Below are 19,107 nucleotides of genomic sequence, written 5' to 3' on the forward strand. Positions count from 1 at the left end.
GGGGAAAGGAGGCCCCCAAGGCTGGGAAGCTTCCTACGACGTGCGACAAGCTATTCAGAATGATAATGATTGTCAAATACGAAACGTAATTAGTATCTGTATCTTTCAGTTCTAAGCCCGCAGTGTGAAACGGTTCACCCTTGGCCCCTTCTGGCACCGCGTAATCCCCGCTAATTTCTGCCCCCGCCCATCCGTTCTCCTGTGTACATCCTCGGTCGCCACTCGCTGTCCGCCCACGTTCGCGGAGCAGCCGGCACGCCCCAACAGACACTGGCAGGAACACCCCATGACGGACGCCTTCGAACTCCCGCTCTCGCTGGTCCAGGCACTGGCGCAACGCGCTGCGCAGACCCCGGACAAGATCGCCTTGCGCTTTCTGGCCGACGCCCCCGGCGAGCAGGCCGTGCTCAGTTACCGGGACCTCGACCAGCGCGCACGCACCATCGCCGCCGCCTTGCAGGCCCGTGCCGGCTTCGGCGACCGTGCGGTGCTGTTGTTCCCCAGTGGTCCGGACTACGTGGCGGCGTTCTTCGGTTGCCTGTATGCCGGGGTGATCGCGGTGCCGGCTTACCCGCCGGAGTCTGCGCGTCAGCATCACCAGGAACGTTTGCTGTCGATCATCGACGATGCCGAGCCGCGCCTGCTGCTGACGGTCGCGGCGTTGCACGGCAGCCTGCAAGGCCTGGAAGCGCTGGCGGCGGACAACGGCCCTGAACTGCTGGCGGTGGACGGCCTGGACCCGGCGCTGGCCGCGGACTGGCGCGAGCCCGCGCTGCAAGGTGATGACATTGCCTTCCTGCAGTACACCTCTGGCTCCACTGCGCTGCCCAAGGGCGTGCAGGTCAGCCATGGCAACCTGGTGGCCAACGAGCAGTTGATCCGCCAGGGCTTCGGCATCGACCTCAACCCCGACGACGTGATCGTCAGCTGGTTGCCGCTGTACCACGACATGGGCCTGATTGGCGGCCTGCTGCAGCCGATCTTCAGCGGCGTGCCGTGCGTGCTGATGTCGCCGGGTTATTTCCTGGCCCGGCCGCAGCGCTGGTTGCAGGCCATCAGCGAGTATGGCGGTACCATCAGCGGTGGCCCCGACTTTGCCTACCGCCTGTGCAGCGAGCGGGTCAGCGAGGCCTCGTTGGCCGGTCTCGACCTGAGCCGCTGGCGCGTGGCCTATTCCGGCTCCGAGCCGATCCGCCAGGACAGCCTGGCGACGTTCGCCGACAAGTTCCGGGCCTGCGGCTTCGAACCGCAGAGCTACTTCGCCAGCTACGGCCTGGCCGAAGCCACCCTGTTCGTCAGCGGCAGCCGCCGTGGCCAGGGCATCGCCGCGCTGGAACTGGACGCCGAAGCCTTCGCCGCCAACCGTGCCGAGCCGGGCAAAGGCAGCGTGCTGATGAGCTGCGGCTACCCGCAGCCCGGTCACGCGGTACGTATCGTCGAGCCGCAGCACCTGCAGGCGCTGGGCGACAACCAGGTCGGCGAAATCTGGGCCGGTGGCCCGAGCATCGCCCTGGGTTACTGGCGCAACCCCGAGGCCAGTGCCCGCACCTTCGTCGAGATGGACGGCCAGACCTGGCTGCGCACCGGTGACCTGGGCTTCATGCGCGACGGTGAGGTGTTTGTCACCGGGCGCCTGAAAGACATGCTGATCGTGCGCGGCCAGAACCTGTACCCGCAGGACCTGGAAAAAACCCTCGAACGCGAGGTCGAGGTGCTGCGCAAGGGCCGGGTGGCAGTGTTTGCCGTCGAGCAGCGGGGCGAGGAGGGTATCGGCGTGGCGGTGGAGATCAGCCGCAACGTGCAAAAGGCAATCAAGCCCCAGGACCTGATCAAAACCCTGCGCCAGGTGATCGCCGACGCCTGCCGCCAGGCCCCGGCTGTGGTCCTGTTGCTGAACCCGGGCGCGCTGCCCAAGACCTCCAGTGGCAAGCTGCAGCGCTCGGCCTGCCGCCTGCGCATGGACGATGGCAGCCTGGACTGCTACGCCCGCTTCCCTGATGTGAGCGAAGCCGCTGCAAGCGCGGCTGGTGGCGATGAACTGCAAACACGCATCGCCGCCGTGTGGCGCGACATCCTCAAGCTGGAGGCGGTTGCAGCAGACGACCACTTCCTGCTGCTGGGCGGCAACTCCATCGCCGCCACCCAGGCCACCGCACGCCTGGCCGATGAGCTGGGCATCAACCTGAGCCTGCGCACCCTGTTCGAAGTGCCAGTGCTGGCTGATTACAGTAACGCCGTGGCCTCGATCATCGCTGAAGGCGCAGCCGGCACCGCCACCATCGCAACGCTGGAACGCGCCCAGGCCTTGCCCCAGTCGCTGGCGCAAAACCGCTTGTGGCTGACGTGGCAGTTGCAGCCACAATCGGCCGCCTACAACATCCCGGCCGGCCTGCAACTGCGCGGCGAGCTGGATGAAAGCGCCCTGGAAGCCGCCTTCCAGATGCTGGTGGTGCGTCACGAATCCCTGCGCACCGTATTCTGCGAAGAAAACGGCCTGGCCCTGCAACGCATCTTGCCGCAACAGCCGTTCAGCCTGCACCGCCTGGGCCTCGAAGGCCAAACCCCCGAGCAGGTCAGGGCCGAGCGTGAAGCCGAGGCCCGTCAGCCGTTCGACCTGACCCAGGGCCCGTTGCTGCGGGTGACCCTGGCACGCCTGGATGACGAAGACCATCAGCTATGGGTGACCCTGCACCACATCGTCGCTGACGGCTGGTCGCTGAACATCCTGCTGGATGAATTCGCCAAGCTTTACGCGGCCCGCTGCCAGGGGCTGGAGGCCAGTCTGGCGCCGCTGACCCTGGGTTACGCCGACTACGGCACCTGGCAGCGACAATGGCTGGCCGCCGGTGAAGCCGAGCGCCAACTGCAGTACTGGAAAGCACAGTTGGGCGATGAACTGCCGGTGCTCGACCTGTGCACCGACCACCCCCGCGCCAGTCAGCGCGAGTACAGCGCTGAGCGGTTCAACCTCAAGGTGCCGGCCAAGCTTGCCGAAGCACTCAAGAGCCTGGCCCGCGAACAGCAGGCCAGCCTGTTCATGGTCCTGCTGGCCGGCTGGCAGGCGCTGTTGCACCGCTACAGCGGCCAGGCCGACATCCGTGTCGGTGTGCCCAATGCCAACCGCCCGCGCCTGGAAGCCCAAGGCATGGTCGGCTTCTTCATCAATACCCAGGTACTGTGCGCGCAGCTCGATGGCCGCTTGCCATTCGCGCAGTTGCTGGCCCAGGTGCGCCAGGCCACCCTTGAGGCGCAGGCCAACCAGGACCTGCCGTTCGAACAACTGGTCGAAGCCCTGCCGGAAGCCCGTGAGCAAGGCCTGTTCCAGGTCATGTTCAACCACCAGCAACGCGACCTGTCGGCCCTGCGCCGCCTGCCGGGGCTGTTGGCGGAGGAGCTGCCGTGGCACAGCCGCGAAGCCAAGTTCGACCTGCAGTTGCACAGTGAAGAAGACCATCAGGGCCGCCTGAGCCTGGCCTTCGACTATGCCGCAGAGCTGTTCGAAGCCAGCACCGTCAAACGTCTGGCCCATCACCTGCTGGCCCTGCTGGAACAGGTGTGCGCCGCGCCGCAGCGGCCGCTGGGCGAAGTGCAATTGCTCGACGAGCCTGGCCGCGCGCAACTGTTGGGCTGGGGCCGCGCACCGGCTGCCGCGCCGCCAAGCCTGTTGGTAGAACAGCTCAACGAACAGGCCCGCCGGACCCCTCAACGCACTGCACTGGCCTGGGACGGCGGCAGCCTCGACTACGCCGAACTGCACCAGCAGGCCAACCGCCTGGCCCATTACCTGCGCGACAAAGGCGTCGGCCCCGACACCTGCGTAGCCATTGCCATCGAGCGTTCGCCACAGTTGCTGGTTGGCCTGCTGGCCATCCTCAAGGCCGGCGGCGCCTACGTGCCGCTGGACGTCGACTACCCGGCCGAACGCCTGGCCTACATGCTCGCCGACTGCAACGCCGGCCTGCTGCTGAGCCACAGCAGCCTGCTGGGCAAGCTCCCGCAGGTCGACGGGGTCAGCGCCATCGCCATTGACCAGTTGCACCTGGACAGCTGGCCCAGCCAGGCTCCCGGTCTGCACCTGCACGGCGACAACCTGGCCTACGTGATTTACACCTCCGGCTCCACTGGCCAGCCCAAGGGCGTGGGCAATACCCATGCGGCGCTGGCCGAGCGCCTGCAGTGGATGCAGGCCACCTACGCGCTGAATGACAGCGATGTGCTGATGCAAAAGGCGCCGATCAGCTTCGATGTGTCAGTGTGGGAATGTTTCTGGCCGCTGGTAACCGGCTGCAAGCTTGTACTCGCCGGCCCCGGCGAACACCGCGACCCGCAGCGCATCGCCGCGCTGGTACAGGCCCATGGCGTGACCACGCTGCACTTCGTGCCGCCGCTGTTGCAGGTGTTTGCCCAGGAGCCGCAGGCGGGCGCCTGCAGCAGCCTGCGCCGGGTGTTCTCCGGTGGCGAAGCATTGCCTGCGGCGCTGCGTGACCGGGTGCTGCAAGTGTTGCCGCAGGTGCAGTTGCACAACCGCTATGGCCCGACCGAAACCGCCATCAACGTCACCCATTGGCACTGCCAGGCGGAGGACGGCGAGCGCTCGCCCATCGGCCGCCCGCTGGGCAATGTGCTGTGCCGTGTGCTGGACGATGAGCTTGAACTGGCCGCCCCCGGGGTACCGGGCGAGTTGTACCTCGGTGGCGCGGGCCTGGCCCGTGGCTATCTGGGCCGCCCGGGCCTCACTGCCGAGCGCTTCGTGCCCCAGGCCGACGGCCATGGCGAGCGCCTGTACCGCAGCGGCGACCGCGCCCGCTGGCAGGTGCAGCTTGAGGCCCTGGAATACCTCGGTCGCCTCGACCAGCAGGTAAAGGTGCGGGGTTTCCGCGTCGAGCCAGAAGAAGTGCAGGCGTGCCTGTTGGCACAGCCGGGTGTGGAACAGGCGCTGGTGCTGATTCACAAGGACGCCGTTGGCGCGCAGCTGGTGGGTTACTACAGTGGCAGTGCACAGCCAGCCGAAGTCCTGGCCGTGCTGGCTGAGCAACTGCCCGCGTACATGGTGCCGGCCCAGCTTATCCCGTTGGCACAGCTGCCGCTGGGCCCCAGCGGCAAGGTCGACCGCAAGGCACTGCCGGCACCGGTGTGGCAGCAACGCGAACATGTCGAGCCCCACACCGAGTTGCAGCAACAGGTCGCCGCCATCTGGCGTGAGGTGCTGAACCTGCCGCGCGTCGGCCTGCAGGACGACTTCTTCGCCCTGGGCGGGCACTCGCTGCTGGCCACTCAGATCGTCTCGCGCAGCCGCCAGGCCTGCGATGTCGAGCTGCCGCTCAAGGCGCTGTTCGAAGCCAGCGAACTGGGCGCCTTCTGTGCCGAGATTGCACGTATCCGCGCGGCCGGCGAGCGCAACCTGCAAGGCGCAATCGCCCGCGTCGACCGGCGTCAGGCGGTGCCGCTGTCGTATTCGCAGCAGCGCATGTGGTTCCTCTGGCAAATGGAGCCGGACAGCCCGGCGTACAACGTCGGCGGCATGGCACGCCTGCGCGGCACCCTGCATGTGGACGCTTTCGAGCGTGCGCTGCAGGCGTTGATCGTGCGCCATGAAACCTTGCGCACCACCTTCCCCAGCGTCGACGGGGTGCCGTACCAGTGCGTGGCCGAAGACAGTGGCCTGCACCTCGACTGGCAGGACTTCAGTGCCTTGCCCCTCGATGCCCGCCAGCAACACCTGCAACAACTTGCCGACGACCAGGCGCACCAGCCGTTCGACCTGGAGCGCGGCCCGCTGCTGCGCGCCTGCCTGGTCAAGGCTGACGAGCGCGAGCATTTCTTCGTGCTCACCCTGCACCACATCGTCACCGAAGGCTGGGCCATGGACATTTTCGCCCGCGAGCTAGGCGAACTGTACGAAGCCTTTGTCGATGACCGCGAGTCGCCGCTGGCGCCGCTGCCGGTGCAATACCTGGACTACAGCGTATGGCAACGGCAATGGCTGGAAAGCGGCGAGGGCGCTCGTCAACTGGCCTACTGGAAGGACCGCCTGGGTGGCGAGCACCCGGTGCTGGCGTTGCCTGCCGACCGCCCGCGCCCGGCAGTACAGAGCCACCGCGGCGAGCTGTACCGCTTTGAACTCGACCCGGCGCTGGTCGCCCGCGTGCATGCCTTCAACAGCCAGCGCGGCCTGACCTTGTTCATGACCATGACCGCCACTCTGGCCGCCTTGCTGCACCGCTACAGCGGCCAGCGTGACCTGCGCATTGGCGCGCCGGTGGCCAACCGCATCCGCCCGGAAAGCGAAGGCCTGATTGGCGCATTTCTCAATACCCAGGTGCTGCGCTGCGAGCTGGATGGCCAGATGACCGCCAACGCACTGCTGGAGCAGATGCGCCAGGCCGCCATCGAAGGCCAGTCGCACCAGGACCTGCCGTTCGACCAGTTGGTGGAGGCGTTGCAACCGCCGCGCAGTAGCGCTTACAACCCGCTGTTCCAGGTGATGTGCAACGTGCAGCGCTGGGCTTTCCAGCAAAGCCGCACACTGGCCGGCATGCAGGTGGATTACCTGCTCAATGACGCCAGTGCCACCAAGTTCGACCTGTACCTGGAGGTCACCGACCTCGACGGCCGCCTGGGTTGCTGCCTGACCTACAGCCGCGACCTGTTCGACGAACCCCGCATAGCGCGCATGGCCGAGCACTGGCAGCAGCTGCTGGTCAGCCTGCTAGACAACCCGCAGCAGCGCCTGTGCGAGCTGCCGATGCTGAGCAGCGCCGAACAGCAGGTGCTGGCGGGCCAGTTGCAGGGGGAGCAGGACTTCGACCTCGACCAGACCCTGCACGGCCTGTTCGCCGCCCAGGCGGCCCGCACACCACAGGCTGGCGCGCTGACCTTCGCCGGCCAGCACATGAGCTATGCCGAGCTCGACCAGCAGGCCAACCGCCTGGCCCGTGCCCTGCGTGAGCGTGGCGTCGGCCCGCAGGTGCGCGTGGGCCTGGCACTGGAGCGTTCGCTGGAAATGGTCGTCGGCCTGCTGGCCATCCTCAAGGCCGGCGGCGCCTACGTGCCGCTTGACCCCGAGTACCCACTCGACCGCTTGCGCTACATGATCGAAGACAGCCGCATCGGCCTGCTGCTCAGCCAGCGTGAGCTGTTGCAAACCCTGGGCGAGCTGCCCGAGGGCGTGGCCCGCTGGAGCCTGGAGGACGATGCCGCCAGCCTGTCGGCCTACAGCGATGCGCCGCTGGACAACCTCAACCTGCCGCAGCATCAGGCGTACCTGATCTACACCTCCGGCTCCACCGGCAAGCCCAAGGGCGTGGTGGTCAGCCATGGTGAGTTCGCCATGCATTGCCAGGCGGTCATCGCCGCGTTCGGCATGCGCAGCGATGATTGCGAGCTGCATTTCTATTCGATCAACTTCGACGCTGCCAGCGAGCGCCTGTGGGTGCCGTTGCTGTGCGGTGCCCGTGTGGTGCTGCGCGCCCAGGGGCAGTGGGGCGCCGAGGACATCTGCCAGCTGGTGCGCGAGCAGCAGGTGAGCATCCTGGGCTTTACCCCCAGCTACGGTAGCCAGCTGGCGCAATACCTGGGCGGGCAGGGCGAGCAACTGCCGGTGCGCCTGGTGATCACCGGTGGCGAAGCGCTGACCGGCGAGCACCTGCAGCGTATTCGCCAGGCCTTTGCGCCGCAGCAGTTCTTCAACGCCTACGGCCCGACCGAAACCGTGGTCATGCCGCTGGCCTGCCTGGCGCCAGAGGTGTTGCCTGCAGACCTTGGCAGTGTGCCGATTGGCCATGTCATCGGTAGCCGCTCCGCCTACATCCTTGACGAAGACCTGGCGCTGTTGCCGCAAGGTGGCATTGGTGAGCTGTATGTCGGCGGCGCCGGGCTGGCTCAGGGGTATCACGACCGGCCGGGCCTGAGCGCCGAGCGATTCGTCGCTGACCCGTTCAGCGCCGAAGGGGGCCGCTTGTATCGCACGGGCGACCTGGTGCGCCTGGGCACTGACGGCCTGGTCGAGTACGTCGGCCGTGCCGACCAGCAGGTGAAAATTCGCGGTTTCCGCATCGAACTGGGCGAGATCGAGAGCCGCTTGCAGGCGCATGCCGATGTCGACGAGGCCGTGGTGCTGGCCTTGGATCTACCGGGCGGCAAGCAGCTGGTGGGTTACCTGTTGTGCAAGCAGGCCAAGGCTGGCAGCGAGGCGCAAAGCCAGCTGCGTGAAGCAGTGAAGGCCGATGCCCGCCAGCACCTGCCGGATTACATGGTGCCGGCGCATCTGGTGTTGCTCGACAGCTTGCCGCTGATGGGTAACGGCAAGCTCGACCGCCGTGCGCTGCCACTGCCAGACCTGGAGCAGGCGCGTCAACAGTACCAGCCCCCCGGCAACGAGGTGGAAGCGCAACTGGCGCAGATCTGGCGCGACGTGCTCAACGTTGCCCGGGTAGGGGTGCAGGATAACTTCTTCGAACTGGGCGGCGACTCGATCCTGTCGATCCAGGTGGTCAGCCGGGCCCGTCAGGCCGGCTTGCAATTCACCCCGCGCGACCTGTTCCAGCACCAGACCATCCAGACCCTGGCGGCCGTGGTTCGGTACAGCGAAGCCGCGAGCAGCATCGAGCAGGGCTTGCGCCAAGGCCAGACCGGCCTGACGCCGATCCAGCACTGGTTCTTCGACAGTGAAGTGCCACAGCCGCAGCACTGGAACCAGGCGGTGCTGCTGGAAGCTCGCCAACCATTGGATGAGGCCGCGCTTGGCCAGGCGTTGGCTGCACTGGTGCAGCACCACGACAGCCTGCGCCTGCGCTTCGACGAGGCCCGTGGCCGCTGGCAGGCCGAATACGCCCAGCCTGACGCGAGGCAATTGCTGTGGACCGCCACCGTGGCCGATTTTGCCGATTGTCAGGCGCTGTATACCGACCTGCAGCGCAGCCTCGACCTGCAGCAAGGTCCGCTGCTGCGCGCCTTGCTGGTGCGTGACGGGCAGGGCAGTCAGCGTTTGTTGCTGGCGATCCATCACCTGGTGGTCGATGGCGTGTCCTGGCGGGTGCTGCTTGAAGACCTGCAGGCGCTTTACCGTGGCCAACCGCTACCGGCCAAGACCCACAGCATGGGCGACTGGTCCGCGCGCCTGGCCAGCTACGCCGGCAGCGATTCGCTGCGCGACGAACTGGGCTGGTGGCAAGGCCAGCTGGGCGGCGTGCGCCGCGAACTGCCGTGCGATCACCCCCAGGGTGGCAACCTGCACCGCCACGCCCAGACACTGGCCATCGGCCTGGACGTGGAGCAGACCCGGCAACTGCTGCAACAGGCCCCGGCCGCCTACCACACCCAGGTCAACGACCTGCTGCTGACCGCACTGGCACGTGCCTTGAGCCGCTGGAGCGGCGATGAGGAAGTGCTGGTGCAGCTTGAAGGCCACGGCCGTGACGGGCTGTTTGAAGACATGGACCTGACCCGCAGCGTCGGCTGGTTCACCAACGCCTATCCGCTGAGCCTGCGCCCGCTACCGGGCGAGGACGACGCGGCGCGGGCCGGTTCCATCAAACGCATCAAGGAACAACTGCGACAGGTGCCGCACAAGGGCCTGGGCTACGGCGTACTGCGCTACCTGGGCGACACGGCCGGGCGCGAGCAGATGGCGGCCTTGCCGCAGGCGCGTATCACCTTCAACTACCTGGGCCAGTTCGACCAGCAATTTGACAGTGCGGCGCTGTTCCAGCCACTGGAGGCACCGGCCGGTCTGGCGCATGACCTCGACGCACCGCTGCCAAACTGGCTGAGCGTCGATGGCCAGGTGTACGGCGGCGCCTTGCAACTGCGCTGGACCTTTAGCGCCGAGCGCTATGACCCGCAGACCATCGCCCGCCTGGCCGAGGCCTATCGCCAGGAGTTGCTGGCGCTGGTCGCGCATTGCCTGGCCGATGGCAACGGCAGCTTCACCCCGTCGGACTTCCCGCTGGCGCACCTGACCCAGGAGCAGATCGACGCATTGCCGGTACCGGCTGCGCAGATCGAGGACGTTTTCCCGCTGACGCCAATGCAGGAAGGCATGTTGCTGCATACCCTGCTGGAGCCGGGCACCGGCCTCTACTACATGCAGGACCGCTACCGCATCAACAGCGGCCTGGACCCTGAACGTTTCGCCCAGGCCTGGCAGGCGGTAGTGGCGCGCCACGAAGCGTTGCGCGCCTCGTTCAGCTGGAACAGCGGCGAGGCGATGCTGCAGATCATCCACAAACCGGGCAACCTCGCGGTGGACTACCAGGACTGGCGCGGCCTTGCTGACGACGCCCAGGAGCAGCGCCTGCAAGCCCTGCACAAGCAGGAGCGCGAGGCCGGGTTTGCCCTGCTCAGTGAAGCACCGTTCCACCTGCGCCTGGTACGCGTGGCCGACGAGCGCTACTGGTTCATGATGAGCAACCACCACATCCTGATCGATGCCTGGTGCCGCTCGCTGCTGATGAACGATTTCTTCGAGGTCTACCAGGCCCTCGGCGAAGGCCGTCAGGCCCAGTTGCCGGTGCCGCCGCGTTACCGCGATTACATCGGCTGGTTGCAGCGCCAGGGCCTGGACGACGCACGCGCCTGGTGGCAGGCCAACCTGGCCGGCTTCGAGCGCGCCACGGCCATCCCCAGCGACCGCCCGCTGCGCCATGACCACGCCGGTAGCGGCATGATCGTCGGCGATTGCTACACCCGCCTGGAGGTAAGTGATGGCGTGCGCCTGCGCGAACTGGCCCAGGCTCACCAGCTTACCGTCAACACCTTCGCCCAGGCGGCCTGGGCGCTGGTGCTGGCGCGCTACAGTGGCGACCGCGATGTGGCCTTTGGCGTGACCGTGGCCGGGCGCCCGGTGAGCATGCCGCAGATGCAGCGCACCGTTGGCCTGTTCATCAACAGCGTTGCCCTGCGTGTGCAGTTGCCGGTATCGGGTGAGCGTTGCAGTGTGCGCCAGTGGTTGCAGGGCCTGCTGCAAAGCAACATGGAGCTGCGCGAGTACGAGTACCTGCCGCTGGTGGCGATCCAGGAGTGCAGCGAGCTGCCCAAGGGCCAGCCGCTGTTCGACAGCCTGTTCGTGTTCGAGAACGCGCCGGTGGAAACCGCCGTGCTCGACCACGCCCAGCACCTGAACGCCAGCTCCGACTCGGGCCGTACCCACACCAACTTCCCGTTGACGGCGGTGTGCTACCCGGGTGATGACCTGGGCCTGCACCTGTCGTTTGACCAGCGTTACTTTGATTACCCGACCGTCGAGCGCCTGCTGGCCGAGTTCAAGCGCCTGCTGCTGGCGCTGGTGCAGGGCTTTGATGGGGAGGTGAGCGCGCTGCCTCTGATGGGGGCAGACGAACAGCGCTTCCTGCTGGAAGACTGCAACCGCACCGAGCGGGCTTATCCGCTGGAGCAGAGCTACATCGTGCAGTTCGAAGCGCAGGTGGCTGCGCACCCTGAACGTACTGTGGCCCGCTGCCTGGAGGCCTCCTATGACTACGCCGGGCTGAACCTGGCGGCCAACCGCCTGGGCCACGCCTTGATCTCGGCCGGCGTAAAGGTGGACCAGCCGGTGGCGCTGCTGGCCGAGCGTGGGCTGCCGCTGCTGGGCATGATCGTTGGCAGCTTCAAGGCGGGCGCCGGCTATCTGCCGCTGGACCCGGGGCTGCCGGCCGCCCGCCTGCAAAGCATCATCCAGCTCAGCCGTACCCCGGTGCTGGTGTGCAGCGCGGCCTGTGCCGAGCAAGGCCGGCAGTTGCTGGGTGAGCTGGACGTTGCGGTACGGCCACAACTGCTGGTGTGGGAAGACACCCAGGCCAGCCAGGTTGCCAGCCACAACCCGGGCATCCACAGTGGCCCGGACAACCTTGCCTATGTGATCTACACCTCAGGCTCGACCGGCCTGCCAAAAGGGGTGATGGTCGAGCAGCGCGGCATGCTCAACAACCAGTTGAGCAAGGTGCCGTATCTGGCGTTGAGCAATCAGGACGTCATTGCCCAGACTGCTTCGCAGAGCTTCGACATTTCGGTGTGGCAGTTCCTTGCCGCGCCGCTGTTCGGCGCCAAGGTCGAGATCGTGCCGAATGCCATCGCCCATGATCCGCAGGGCCTGCTGGCGCATGTGCAAGCCTCCGGCATCACCGTGCTGGAAAGCGTGCCGTCGCTGATCCAGGGCATGCTGGCCAACGACCACCAGGCCCTCGACGGCCTGCGCTGGATGCTGCCGACCGGCGAGGCCATGCCACCTGAGCTGGCCGCGCAGTGGTTGCAGCGGTACCCGCAGATCGGCCTGGTCAACGCCTACGGCCCGGCAGAATGCTCCGATGATGTGGCGTTCTTCCGCGTCGATGCCGCATCGACCCAAGGCAGTTACCTGCCGATCGGCACGCCGACCGACAACAACCGCCTGTACCTGTTCGGCGAAGAGCAGGCGCTGGTGCCGCTGGGCGCGGTGGGCGAGCTGTGCGTGGCGGGTACCGGCGTGGGCCGTGGCTATGTCCGCGATCCGGTGCGCACTGCCCTGGCGTTCATCCCACACCCCCATGGTGCCGCGGGCGAGCGCCTGTACCGCACCGGTGACCTGGCGCGCCAGCGCCCGGACGGTGTGTTGGAGTACGTCGGGCGCATCGACCACCAGGTGAAGATTCGCGGCTACCGCATCGAACTGGGCGAGATCGAAGCCCGCCTGCACGAGCAGGCCGAGATTCGTGATGCTGCGGTGGGCGTGCAGGAAGGCGTCAATGGCAAGCACCTGGTCGGTTACCTGGTGGCACACCAGGGTGTCGCCGCCGATGCCACATTGCTGGAGCAGATCAAGCAGCGCCTGCGTGCCGAGTTGCCGGAGTACATGGTGCCGCTGCACTGGGGTTGGTTCGACAGCCTGCCGCACAACGCCAACGGCAAGCTCGACCGCAAGGTCCTGCCAGCCATCGACATCGGCGCCCAGCACAGCCAGGCCTACCTGGCCCCGCGAGACGAGCTGGAAACGGTGCTCGTCGGCATCTGGGCCGACGTGCTCAAGGCCGAGCGGGTAGGGGTGCACGACAACTTCTTCGAGCTGGGCGGGCATTCGCTTTTGGCCACGCAGATCGCTTCGAGGGTGCAGGAACAGCTGCAGCTCAACGTGCCGCTGCGGGCGATGTTCGAGTGCAGCACGGTGGAGGAGTTGGCTGAGTACGTGCGCGGGCTGCAGGGCAGTGCGCTGGATGACGAAAAGGTCGACCGGCTCAGTGACCTGATGGCCGAGCTTGAGGGATTGTGATCTGAATAGAGGACGGCTAACTGGTACGTGGCCGATAGAAAAACAGGCATCCTTTTCTGCACCAAAAACTATCATTTTTGCTAGTTTTCTCACTGCGTGCAGCTCGATATATATGTAAGTATCGCCAAATGGAGAGTTGCGCTATGGCCACAAATAACCCCGTGAAAGATTCCGTAATAGGTAGAGTGCAGCAGGTTTCGGGCAGGCTTTACCGGTTTTTTTGCGGTAATCGGTTGGCTTGCGAGAAGCAGGCGGCGTCCTTTGTTTCAATTTTTCAGTTCAATGGTCAGCTGCTGGCGCAACGAGATGGCGACGGTGTAAATTTTTTCGCTTCATTGCTTGTTACTGATTCTCAGTCGTCGGTGTTGGGTGTCGTTAGTGCTGATTGCTCATCATGGCCGATCGCCTACACGCCATATGGTTGGCGCTCGCCTTCAATGAAAACGGCGGTAAACGGATTTAATGGAGAGCGGCCAGACTCGGTTACCCAAAACTATTTATTGGGAAATGGGTGTCGGCAGTTTAATATGTCTTTGAGGCGATTTTATTCCCCTGATTCTTTAAGTCCGTTCGGGGCGGGAGGATTAAATTTTTATTGCTACTGCGTGGGAGATCCAATAAATCTGCATGATCCAGATGGGCGTAACTCAAAGCCGAACTGGACGCCGAAATTACCTGTACATAAGCTTTCGGCAAATTCGCAAAGAAGGGTGGCAGTCAATACAGAATACTTCAATTTAAATATTGTGGGTTATAAGAATTTGCGCTGGAATACTAGGCCGAGATCGGATTCTGCCCCATCTCTTGCAGTTTCCCCTCCCCCCCTGGGACAAGCCCCAAAAGGGTGGGATCGGATAGGTTCCCATGGTGGCAGGGGCGATGATGCGAAGAGTTTGCTGAGAGGGCTTGATCCAGCGTTTTTAACTAGGAGGAGTGGCGGCCAAGAATCAGGCGCTGGTTTTTATATGGCAGTAGATCCATCATCATGGCCTATGTTTAGCACTGCGCCTGGGCTGCAAAGTTTTCATGTATATACTCAAAATATGGATCGCCTCAAGCTTGGGGAACACATCGACTTCACTCCCGCTATTAATCAAAGTGGCCCTATGCAGATTATTATCAGGCAGTCGGCTTATCCGATGATTGCTGTACGGGAGCAGAGTGTGGGGGCAATGGTGCGACCTCGATCTTATGAGGCGCCATTTTGATGGCAGTTGCCTTTTATCTGAGGCGGCCGAGGCGAGAAGCGAGGCCGCCCTCGACCATGGGTTTCGATGAAGAGATCGCAGACCATATCCCAAGCCTCATCCGAGACTTCATAACGCTCTGCCATCACAGAATTCCTTACCGTTGATGGCGGGGACTCTACAAAATCTCAGCGTTCGAGGGGCGACGATTGGGTTTTTCGGGATTTCGTACAGAGCCTAGTGTGGTGTTTCAGAAGTACCACTGAAAATCATTTGCCCAGCGCTCGCGCCGCGCGAGCGACTGAGGCAAGGATGTCCTCGGCCTTCTTGTGCCACCGAAATGGTTTCGGGTTTTGGTTGTAGGTTTCCAGGTAGTGCTCGATCGACGCCTCCAGATCCTTAACGCTGACATGTGCCTGCCGCTTGATCCACTTCTCGCTTAACGTTGAGAAAAACCGCTCAACCAGATTCAGCCAGGATGCCGAGGTAGGTGTGAAGTGGATGTGGTAGCGCGGTCGCGCCGCAAGCCACGCCCTGACCTTGTCGGTCTTGCGAGTCGCATAGTTATCCATAATCAGATGAATCGGCATATCGGCAGGTACTGACGAATCGATTTCTCTCAGAAAAGCCAGGAACTCAGTGCTGCGATGTTGGCGTTTGAGTCGGCCGATCACCTCACCGGTAGCCACATCCAGGGCAGCAAACAGCGAGGTCGTTCCATGCCGTTTGTAGTCATGTGTGCGGGTTGCAGGGTTACCTGGGGAAAGCGGTAAGCCTGGCTGCGTGCGATTTAACGCTTGGATCTGACTTTTCTCATCAACGCACAGCACCAGGGCTCGTTCGGGTGGGTTCAAGTAGAGCCCGACGATGTCGTGCACCTTGTCGACAAACAATGGATCAGTGGAAAGCTTGAGAAGCGCTGACGCCACCGCGACACCACATCCTTACTGGTACCCAAGCGCTGAGCGATGTCATTACCTGACTCGCCTGCTGCGCAGGCAAGAATTATCTCCGCTCGCAGACGAGCATCCTGAGCGCCTTTGCGAAGCTTGATCCGGCGTAGCAGTTCCGCCTTTTCGGTTTCGGAAAGGGTAATGACGGTTGCTGGTCGACCCATGTCGATGCCCTTGGTTAGTGAGCTTCTACAGAGCCTAGTTCAGATTTTCAGTGGTACTTCGGAAACACCACACTAGAAAAGCGGGGGGCGCTTTGCGCCCCATTCGCCGGCTTGCCGGCGATGAGGCCGGTGCAACCGCCTAATAATTCAGCGTTTGCCGAGAATCTTCCCTAGCATCTCCGGCCGCGGTGCCCCTTGCTGGCTCTGCAGGTTGCCCTGTTCATCCTGATAGAAGATAGCCGGGGTTGCCTGCAAGCCCATTTCTTCCATCAAGGCCATGTTCCCCGCCAGCTTCTGCTGTACCGCGTCCGGCACCGTGGCGAGCGCCTTCAGCGTGCTCGCTTTGCCGGCCTTTTCATGTTGCTCCAGCGCTTTGGCCGGGTCTTTGGCGGCCAGCAATGCCGCCGACTTGCCCGGGCTGTCCTCGCGGATGATGCCCACCATGATATGGCGCAACTGCACTTTGCCCGACTCCACCCACGGCCGCGCCTGTTCCCAGAACATGTTGCAGTACGGGCAGTTCGGGTCGCTGAACAGGTACACCTTGCGTGGCGCATCGGCCTTGCCGTCGGCGATCCAGGCGGTTTTCTCCAGCTTCGCCCAGATGGCCTTGCTCATCGGCCCATACACCAGCTTTTCCAGCGGCTCGGCGCTAAGGTCCTTGCCTTGTTCGTCGAACAGGCTGCCGACCAGCACGTGCTTGCCGTCAGGGGTCAGGTACAGGGCCAGGGCGTTGTTCTGATACTCGGCGGCATAACCGCGCAGGCCGTTGGGCGCATCGAAGCTGCCCTTGATCACGGCGCCCTTGGCTTGCAGCTGCTGAACTGCCTTGGGCAGTTCTTCGGCCTGCAGGGCAGGGGAGGCCAGCAGGGCCAGGGACAGGGGCAGCAGTGCAGTCAATCGCATGTCAGTTTCCTTGTGCGGCAGGGGCGGGCGCAATGGCCCGGTCGAAAGGTTCCAGGGCGTGGCGCAGGCTGGCCCGGGACAGCTCGCCCAGGTGGCTGCCAACCAGCCGCCCATTGGCGTCGTAGAACAGGGTGGTGGGCAAGGCCATGGAACCGACACGCTGGGCCAGCAGGCCGGTGCCGTCGAACAGCACGTGGGTCAGGCTCAGGCCGGTGGTGGCGAGGAAGGTGCTGACATTTTCCGGAGTTTCGCCCTGGTTGACGAACAGGAAGGTCACGTGCGGGTAATCGCTTTGTGCCTGTTGCAGCACTGGCATCTCACGCCGACACGGTGGGCACCAGGTGGCCCAGATGTTGATGACCAGCGGCTTGCCGCGGTAACTGTGCAGCGCCACCGGTTGGCCACCAGCGTTTCGCAGGCTCAGTTCAGGCAGCTCGGTGCCTTTGCTGTACAAGTGGCCGCCGAAGCTGGCCAGGCCCCAGAACAGCGCGCCACTGAACAATGCCCAGCCCAACGGGCGGCGCAGGCCCGGTTGACGCCAGCCCTGCCACACCGCACCGAGGACGATGCCGGCAAGGCCCGACCAGAGCAGGAAGCCGCCGTCGCGGATGTCGATCATTTGCAACGGCTCATCACGGTACATCGGCCAATAGGCCAGCACGAAGCCGGCACGGGCGCACAGCAGGCCGATCAGGAACAGGTTGAACAGCGCCGATTCCGGGCTTTCGCCGCCACGCCGGGCGACCCACCAGCCGACCACGCTGGCGATTACCAGGGCGGTGAGCATCAGCAGGTGGTTGAGGGCCATGGTCAGTGGCCCGAGGGTTACGGTCAACATCAGCCTTGGCTCCTGGTCTGGGCCCAGTGTTGCTGGAACGCGGCGGCATCCACTTCACCGGTAATACGCCGCGCGCGGCGTTCGTCGCCTTCCGGGCCGATCCAGATGATGCTGGGCGGGCCGGGTACCTGGTAGCGCTGCAGCAGGGCTTTGCTGGCCGGCGTGTCGGCGGTGACGTCCAGGCGCAGCAGGTGCACGCCGGCCAGGCCGGCCTGTACGTCGCCACGGGCGAACACCTGTTTTTCCATGACCTTGCACGACACGCACCAGTCGGCATAGTAGTCGAGCATCACCCATTGGCCACGGGCCTTGGCCGCATCCAGTTCACGTTGCAGGTCTTCAGGGCGGCTGACCGTGACGAAGCTGTCTTCGGCATGCTGGGCAGCAACGGGCGCGGTACCCCCACCGGTGAACGGGCGCAGCGGCTGCCAGAGGTCATCGCCACCGGCGGCGGCACCGACCAGCAACAGGCTGCCCCACAAGGCACCCAGCAGCGGTACTGCGCGCAATGCTGGCAGGCGCTGCAGGGCTGGCCAGGTGGCCCAGGCCAGGGCGATCAACCAGCCGCCACTCAGTGCCAGCAGCAGCGTGGCGGGCAACAGGCTACGCACGGTGTACAAGGCCATGGCCAGGAACACGAAACCGAACACGCCCTTGACCCGGTCCATCCAGGCGCCTGGGCGCGGCAAGTAACGGTTGCCCAGGGTCACCAGCAACAACAGCGGCACGCCCATGCCCAGGCCCAGGCTGAACAGCACCAGTGCCCCTTGCAGCACGTCGCCGCTCTGGGCGATGTACAGCAGGGCGCCGGCCAACGGCGCGGTCATGCATGGGCCCAGCAGCAGGCCGGACAACGCCCCGAGCAGCGCCGCGCCATACAGGTTGCCGCCCCGGGTGCCTTGCCCGGCGCGGTCAAGGCGGTCGCGCAGGGCGGCGGGCAGTTGCAGTTCGAAGGCGCCAAACATAGGCAGGGCCAGCAGCACGAACAGCCCCGCCAGGCTGCCCAGCAGCCAGGGTTGCTGCAGCCAGGCCTGCAGGCTGGCACCCAGCAGTGCGGCCACCACCCCCAAGGCGGCGTACACCAGTGCCATGCTCAGCACATACACCCCGGCCAGCAGCCAGCCGCGTCGGGCGCTGGCGCCATTGCCCAGCACCAGCCCGGCAAGGATCGGCAGCATCGGGAGCGAGCAGGGGGTAAAGGCCAGCAGCAGCCCCAGGCCGAAGAACGCCAACAGGCTCCAGGCCAGGTGGCCCTGTTGCAGGCCACTGGCCAGAGCCTGGTCGCTGGCTTGCTCGGCGGCGGGTGCCACGCTGCCGCCCAGGTCGATCAGCGTAGTCTGCGGTGGATAGCACAGGCCGGCGTCGGCGCAGCCTTGCCAGCCCAGGCGCAACTGGCCCTGGGCATTGGCTGGCAGCAGCAGTTCGAGCTGATCGCGGTACACCGCACTGTCACCGAAGAATTCGTCATTGTGGTTGAGCGCCGGCGGCAATTGCGGGTGCTGCTCGGCAGGCAGGCCGTCGAACTTGAGCCGCTTCTGGTACAGGTAGTAGCCCTGCTTGATCTGGAAGTACAGGCGCATCTGGCCGTCGGCCTGGCGGTCGTGGGTGAGTACAAAGGCCTGGTCGACCGGCAGGAAATCCGGTTTTACATCAAACGGGTTGGCCTGCAACGGGCCGGCCAGAAGCAGTGTCAGGAAGAGCAGGAGGACGCGCATGTCTTCGCCTTGGCAGATCTAGGAATGGGGCCATGCTGGCTGGGGCTGATTAAATGAAGGTTAACGCTGGTTTTGGTCTGTGAGCCCACCCCAGTCCCACCCAT

5 protein-coding genes and 1 pseudogene are annotated in these 19,107 nt (G+C 64.7%); 2 read left to right on the forward strand and 4 right to left on the reverse strand.

All coding sequences use genetic code 11. The features are described 5' to 3' along the window. Positions 1 to 286 precede the first annotated feature (286 nt). A complete protein-coding gene (locus E8E78_RS04245) occupies positions 287 to 13,240 on the forward strand; it encodes a non-ribosomal peptide synthetase (RefSeq protein ID WP_280313547.1) in 12,954 nt (4,317 codons plus the stop codon). A 143-nt stretch (positions 13,241 to 13,383) separates the two neighbouring features. Next, entirely contained in the window at positions 13,384 to 14,448 is a 1,065-nt protein-coding gene (locus E8E78_RS04250; protein ID WP_114942015.1) for an RHS repeat-associated core domain-containing protein, read from the forward strand. A gap of 248 nt (positions 14,449 to 14,696) precedes the next feature. On the opposite strand, the pseudogene E8E78_RS04255 reads toward E8E78_RS04250, so the two are convergent. The 4 genes and pseudogenes from E8E78_RS04255 to dsbD all read right to left on the reverse strand — a co-directional run bounded on the left by E8E78_RS04255 (position 14,697) and on the right by dsbD (position 19,003). Then, positions 14,697 to 15,544 (reverse strand): annotated as a pseudogene (locus tag E8E78_RS04255) (IS630 family transposase). Between the two features lie 147 nt (positions 15,545 to 15,691). Further along, on the reverse strand, positions 15,692 to 16,450 hold the full coding sequence (gene dsbG / locus E8E78_RS04260) for a thiol:disulfide interchange protein DsbG (RefSeq protein ID WP_061203341.1): 759 nt from the start codon (positions 16,448 to 16,450) through the stop codon (positions 15,692 to 15,694). A gap of 1 nt (position 16,451) precedes the next feature. Then, positions 16,452 to 17,288: a TlpA disulfide reductase family protein gene (locus E8E78_RS04265; protein ID WP_016498658.1), complete on the reverse strand. Its 837-nt coding sequence runs from the start codon at positions 17,286 to 17,288 to the stop codon at positions 16,452 to 16,454. Continuing rightward, a complete protein-coding gene (dsbD, locus tag E8E78_RS04270) occupies positions 17,288 to 19,003 on the reverse strand; it encodes a protein-disulfide reductase DsbD (protein ID WP_049278166.1) in 1,716 nt (571 codons plus the stop codon). The genes E8E78_RS04265 and dsbD overlap by 1 nt, the downstream gene beginning before the upstream one ends. Between the last annotated feature and the right edge of the window lie 104 nt (positions 19,004 to 19,107).

The sequence above is a fragment of the Pseudomonas sp. BN505 genome, from assembly GCF_029873175.1.
Lineage (GTDB): Bacteria > Pseudomonadota > Gammaproteobacteria > Pseudomonadales > Pseudomonadaceae > Aquipseudomonas > Aquipseudomonas putida.

Bases quoted from the DNA above. Each gene is read 5' to 3' on its own strand.
- E8E78_RS04245 (WP_280313547.1), top strand. From the start codon at position 287: ATGACGGACGCCTTCGAACTCCCGCTCTCGCTGGTCCAGGCACTGGCG.
- E8E78_RS04250 (WP_114942015.1), top strand. From the start codon at position 13,384: ATGGCCACAAATAACCCCGTGAAAGATTCCGTAATAGGTAGAGTGCAG.
- dsbG (WP_061203341.1), bottom strand. From the start codon at position 16,450: ATGCGATTGACTGCACTGCTGCCCCTGTCCCTGGCCCTGCTGGCCTCC.
- E8E78_RS04265 (WP_016498658.1), bottom strand. From the start codon at position 17,288: ATGTTGACCGTAACCCTCGGGCCACTGACCATGGCCCTCAACCACCTG.
- dsbD (WP_049278166.1), bottom strand. From the start codon at position 19,003: ATGCGCGTCCTCCTGCTCTTCCTGACACTGCTTCTGGCCGGCCCGTTG.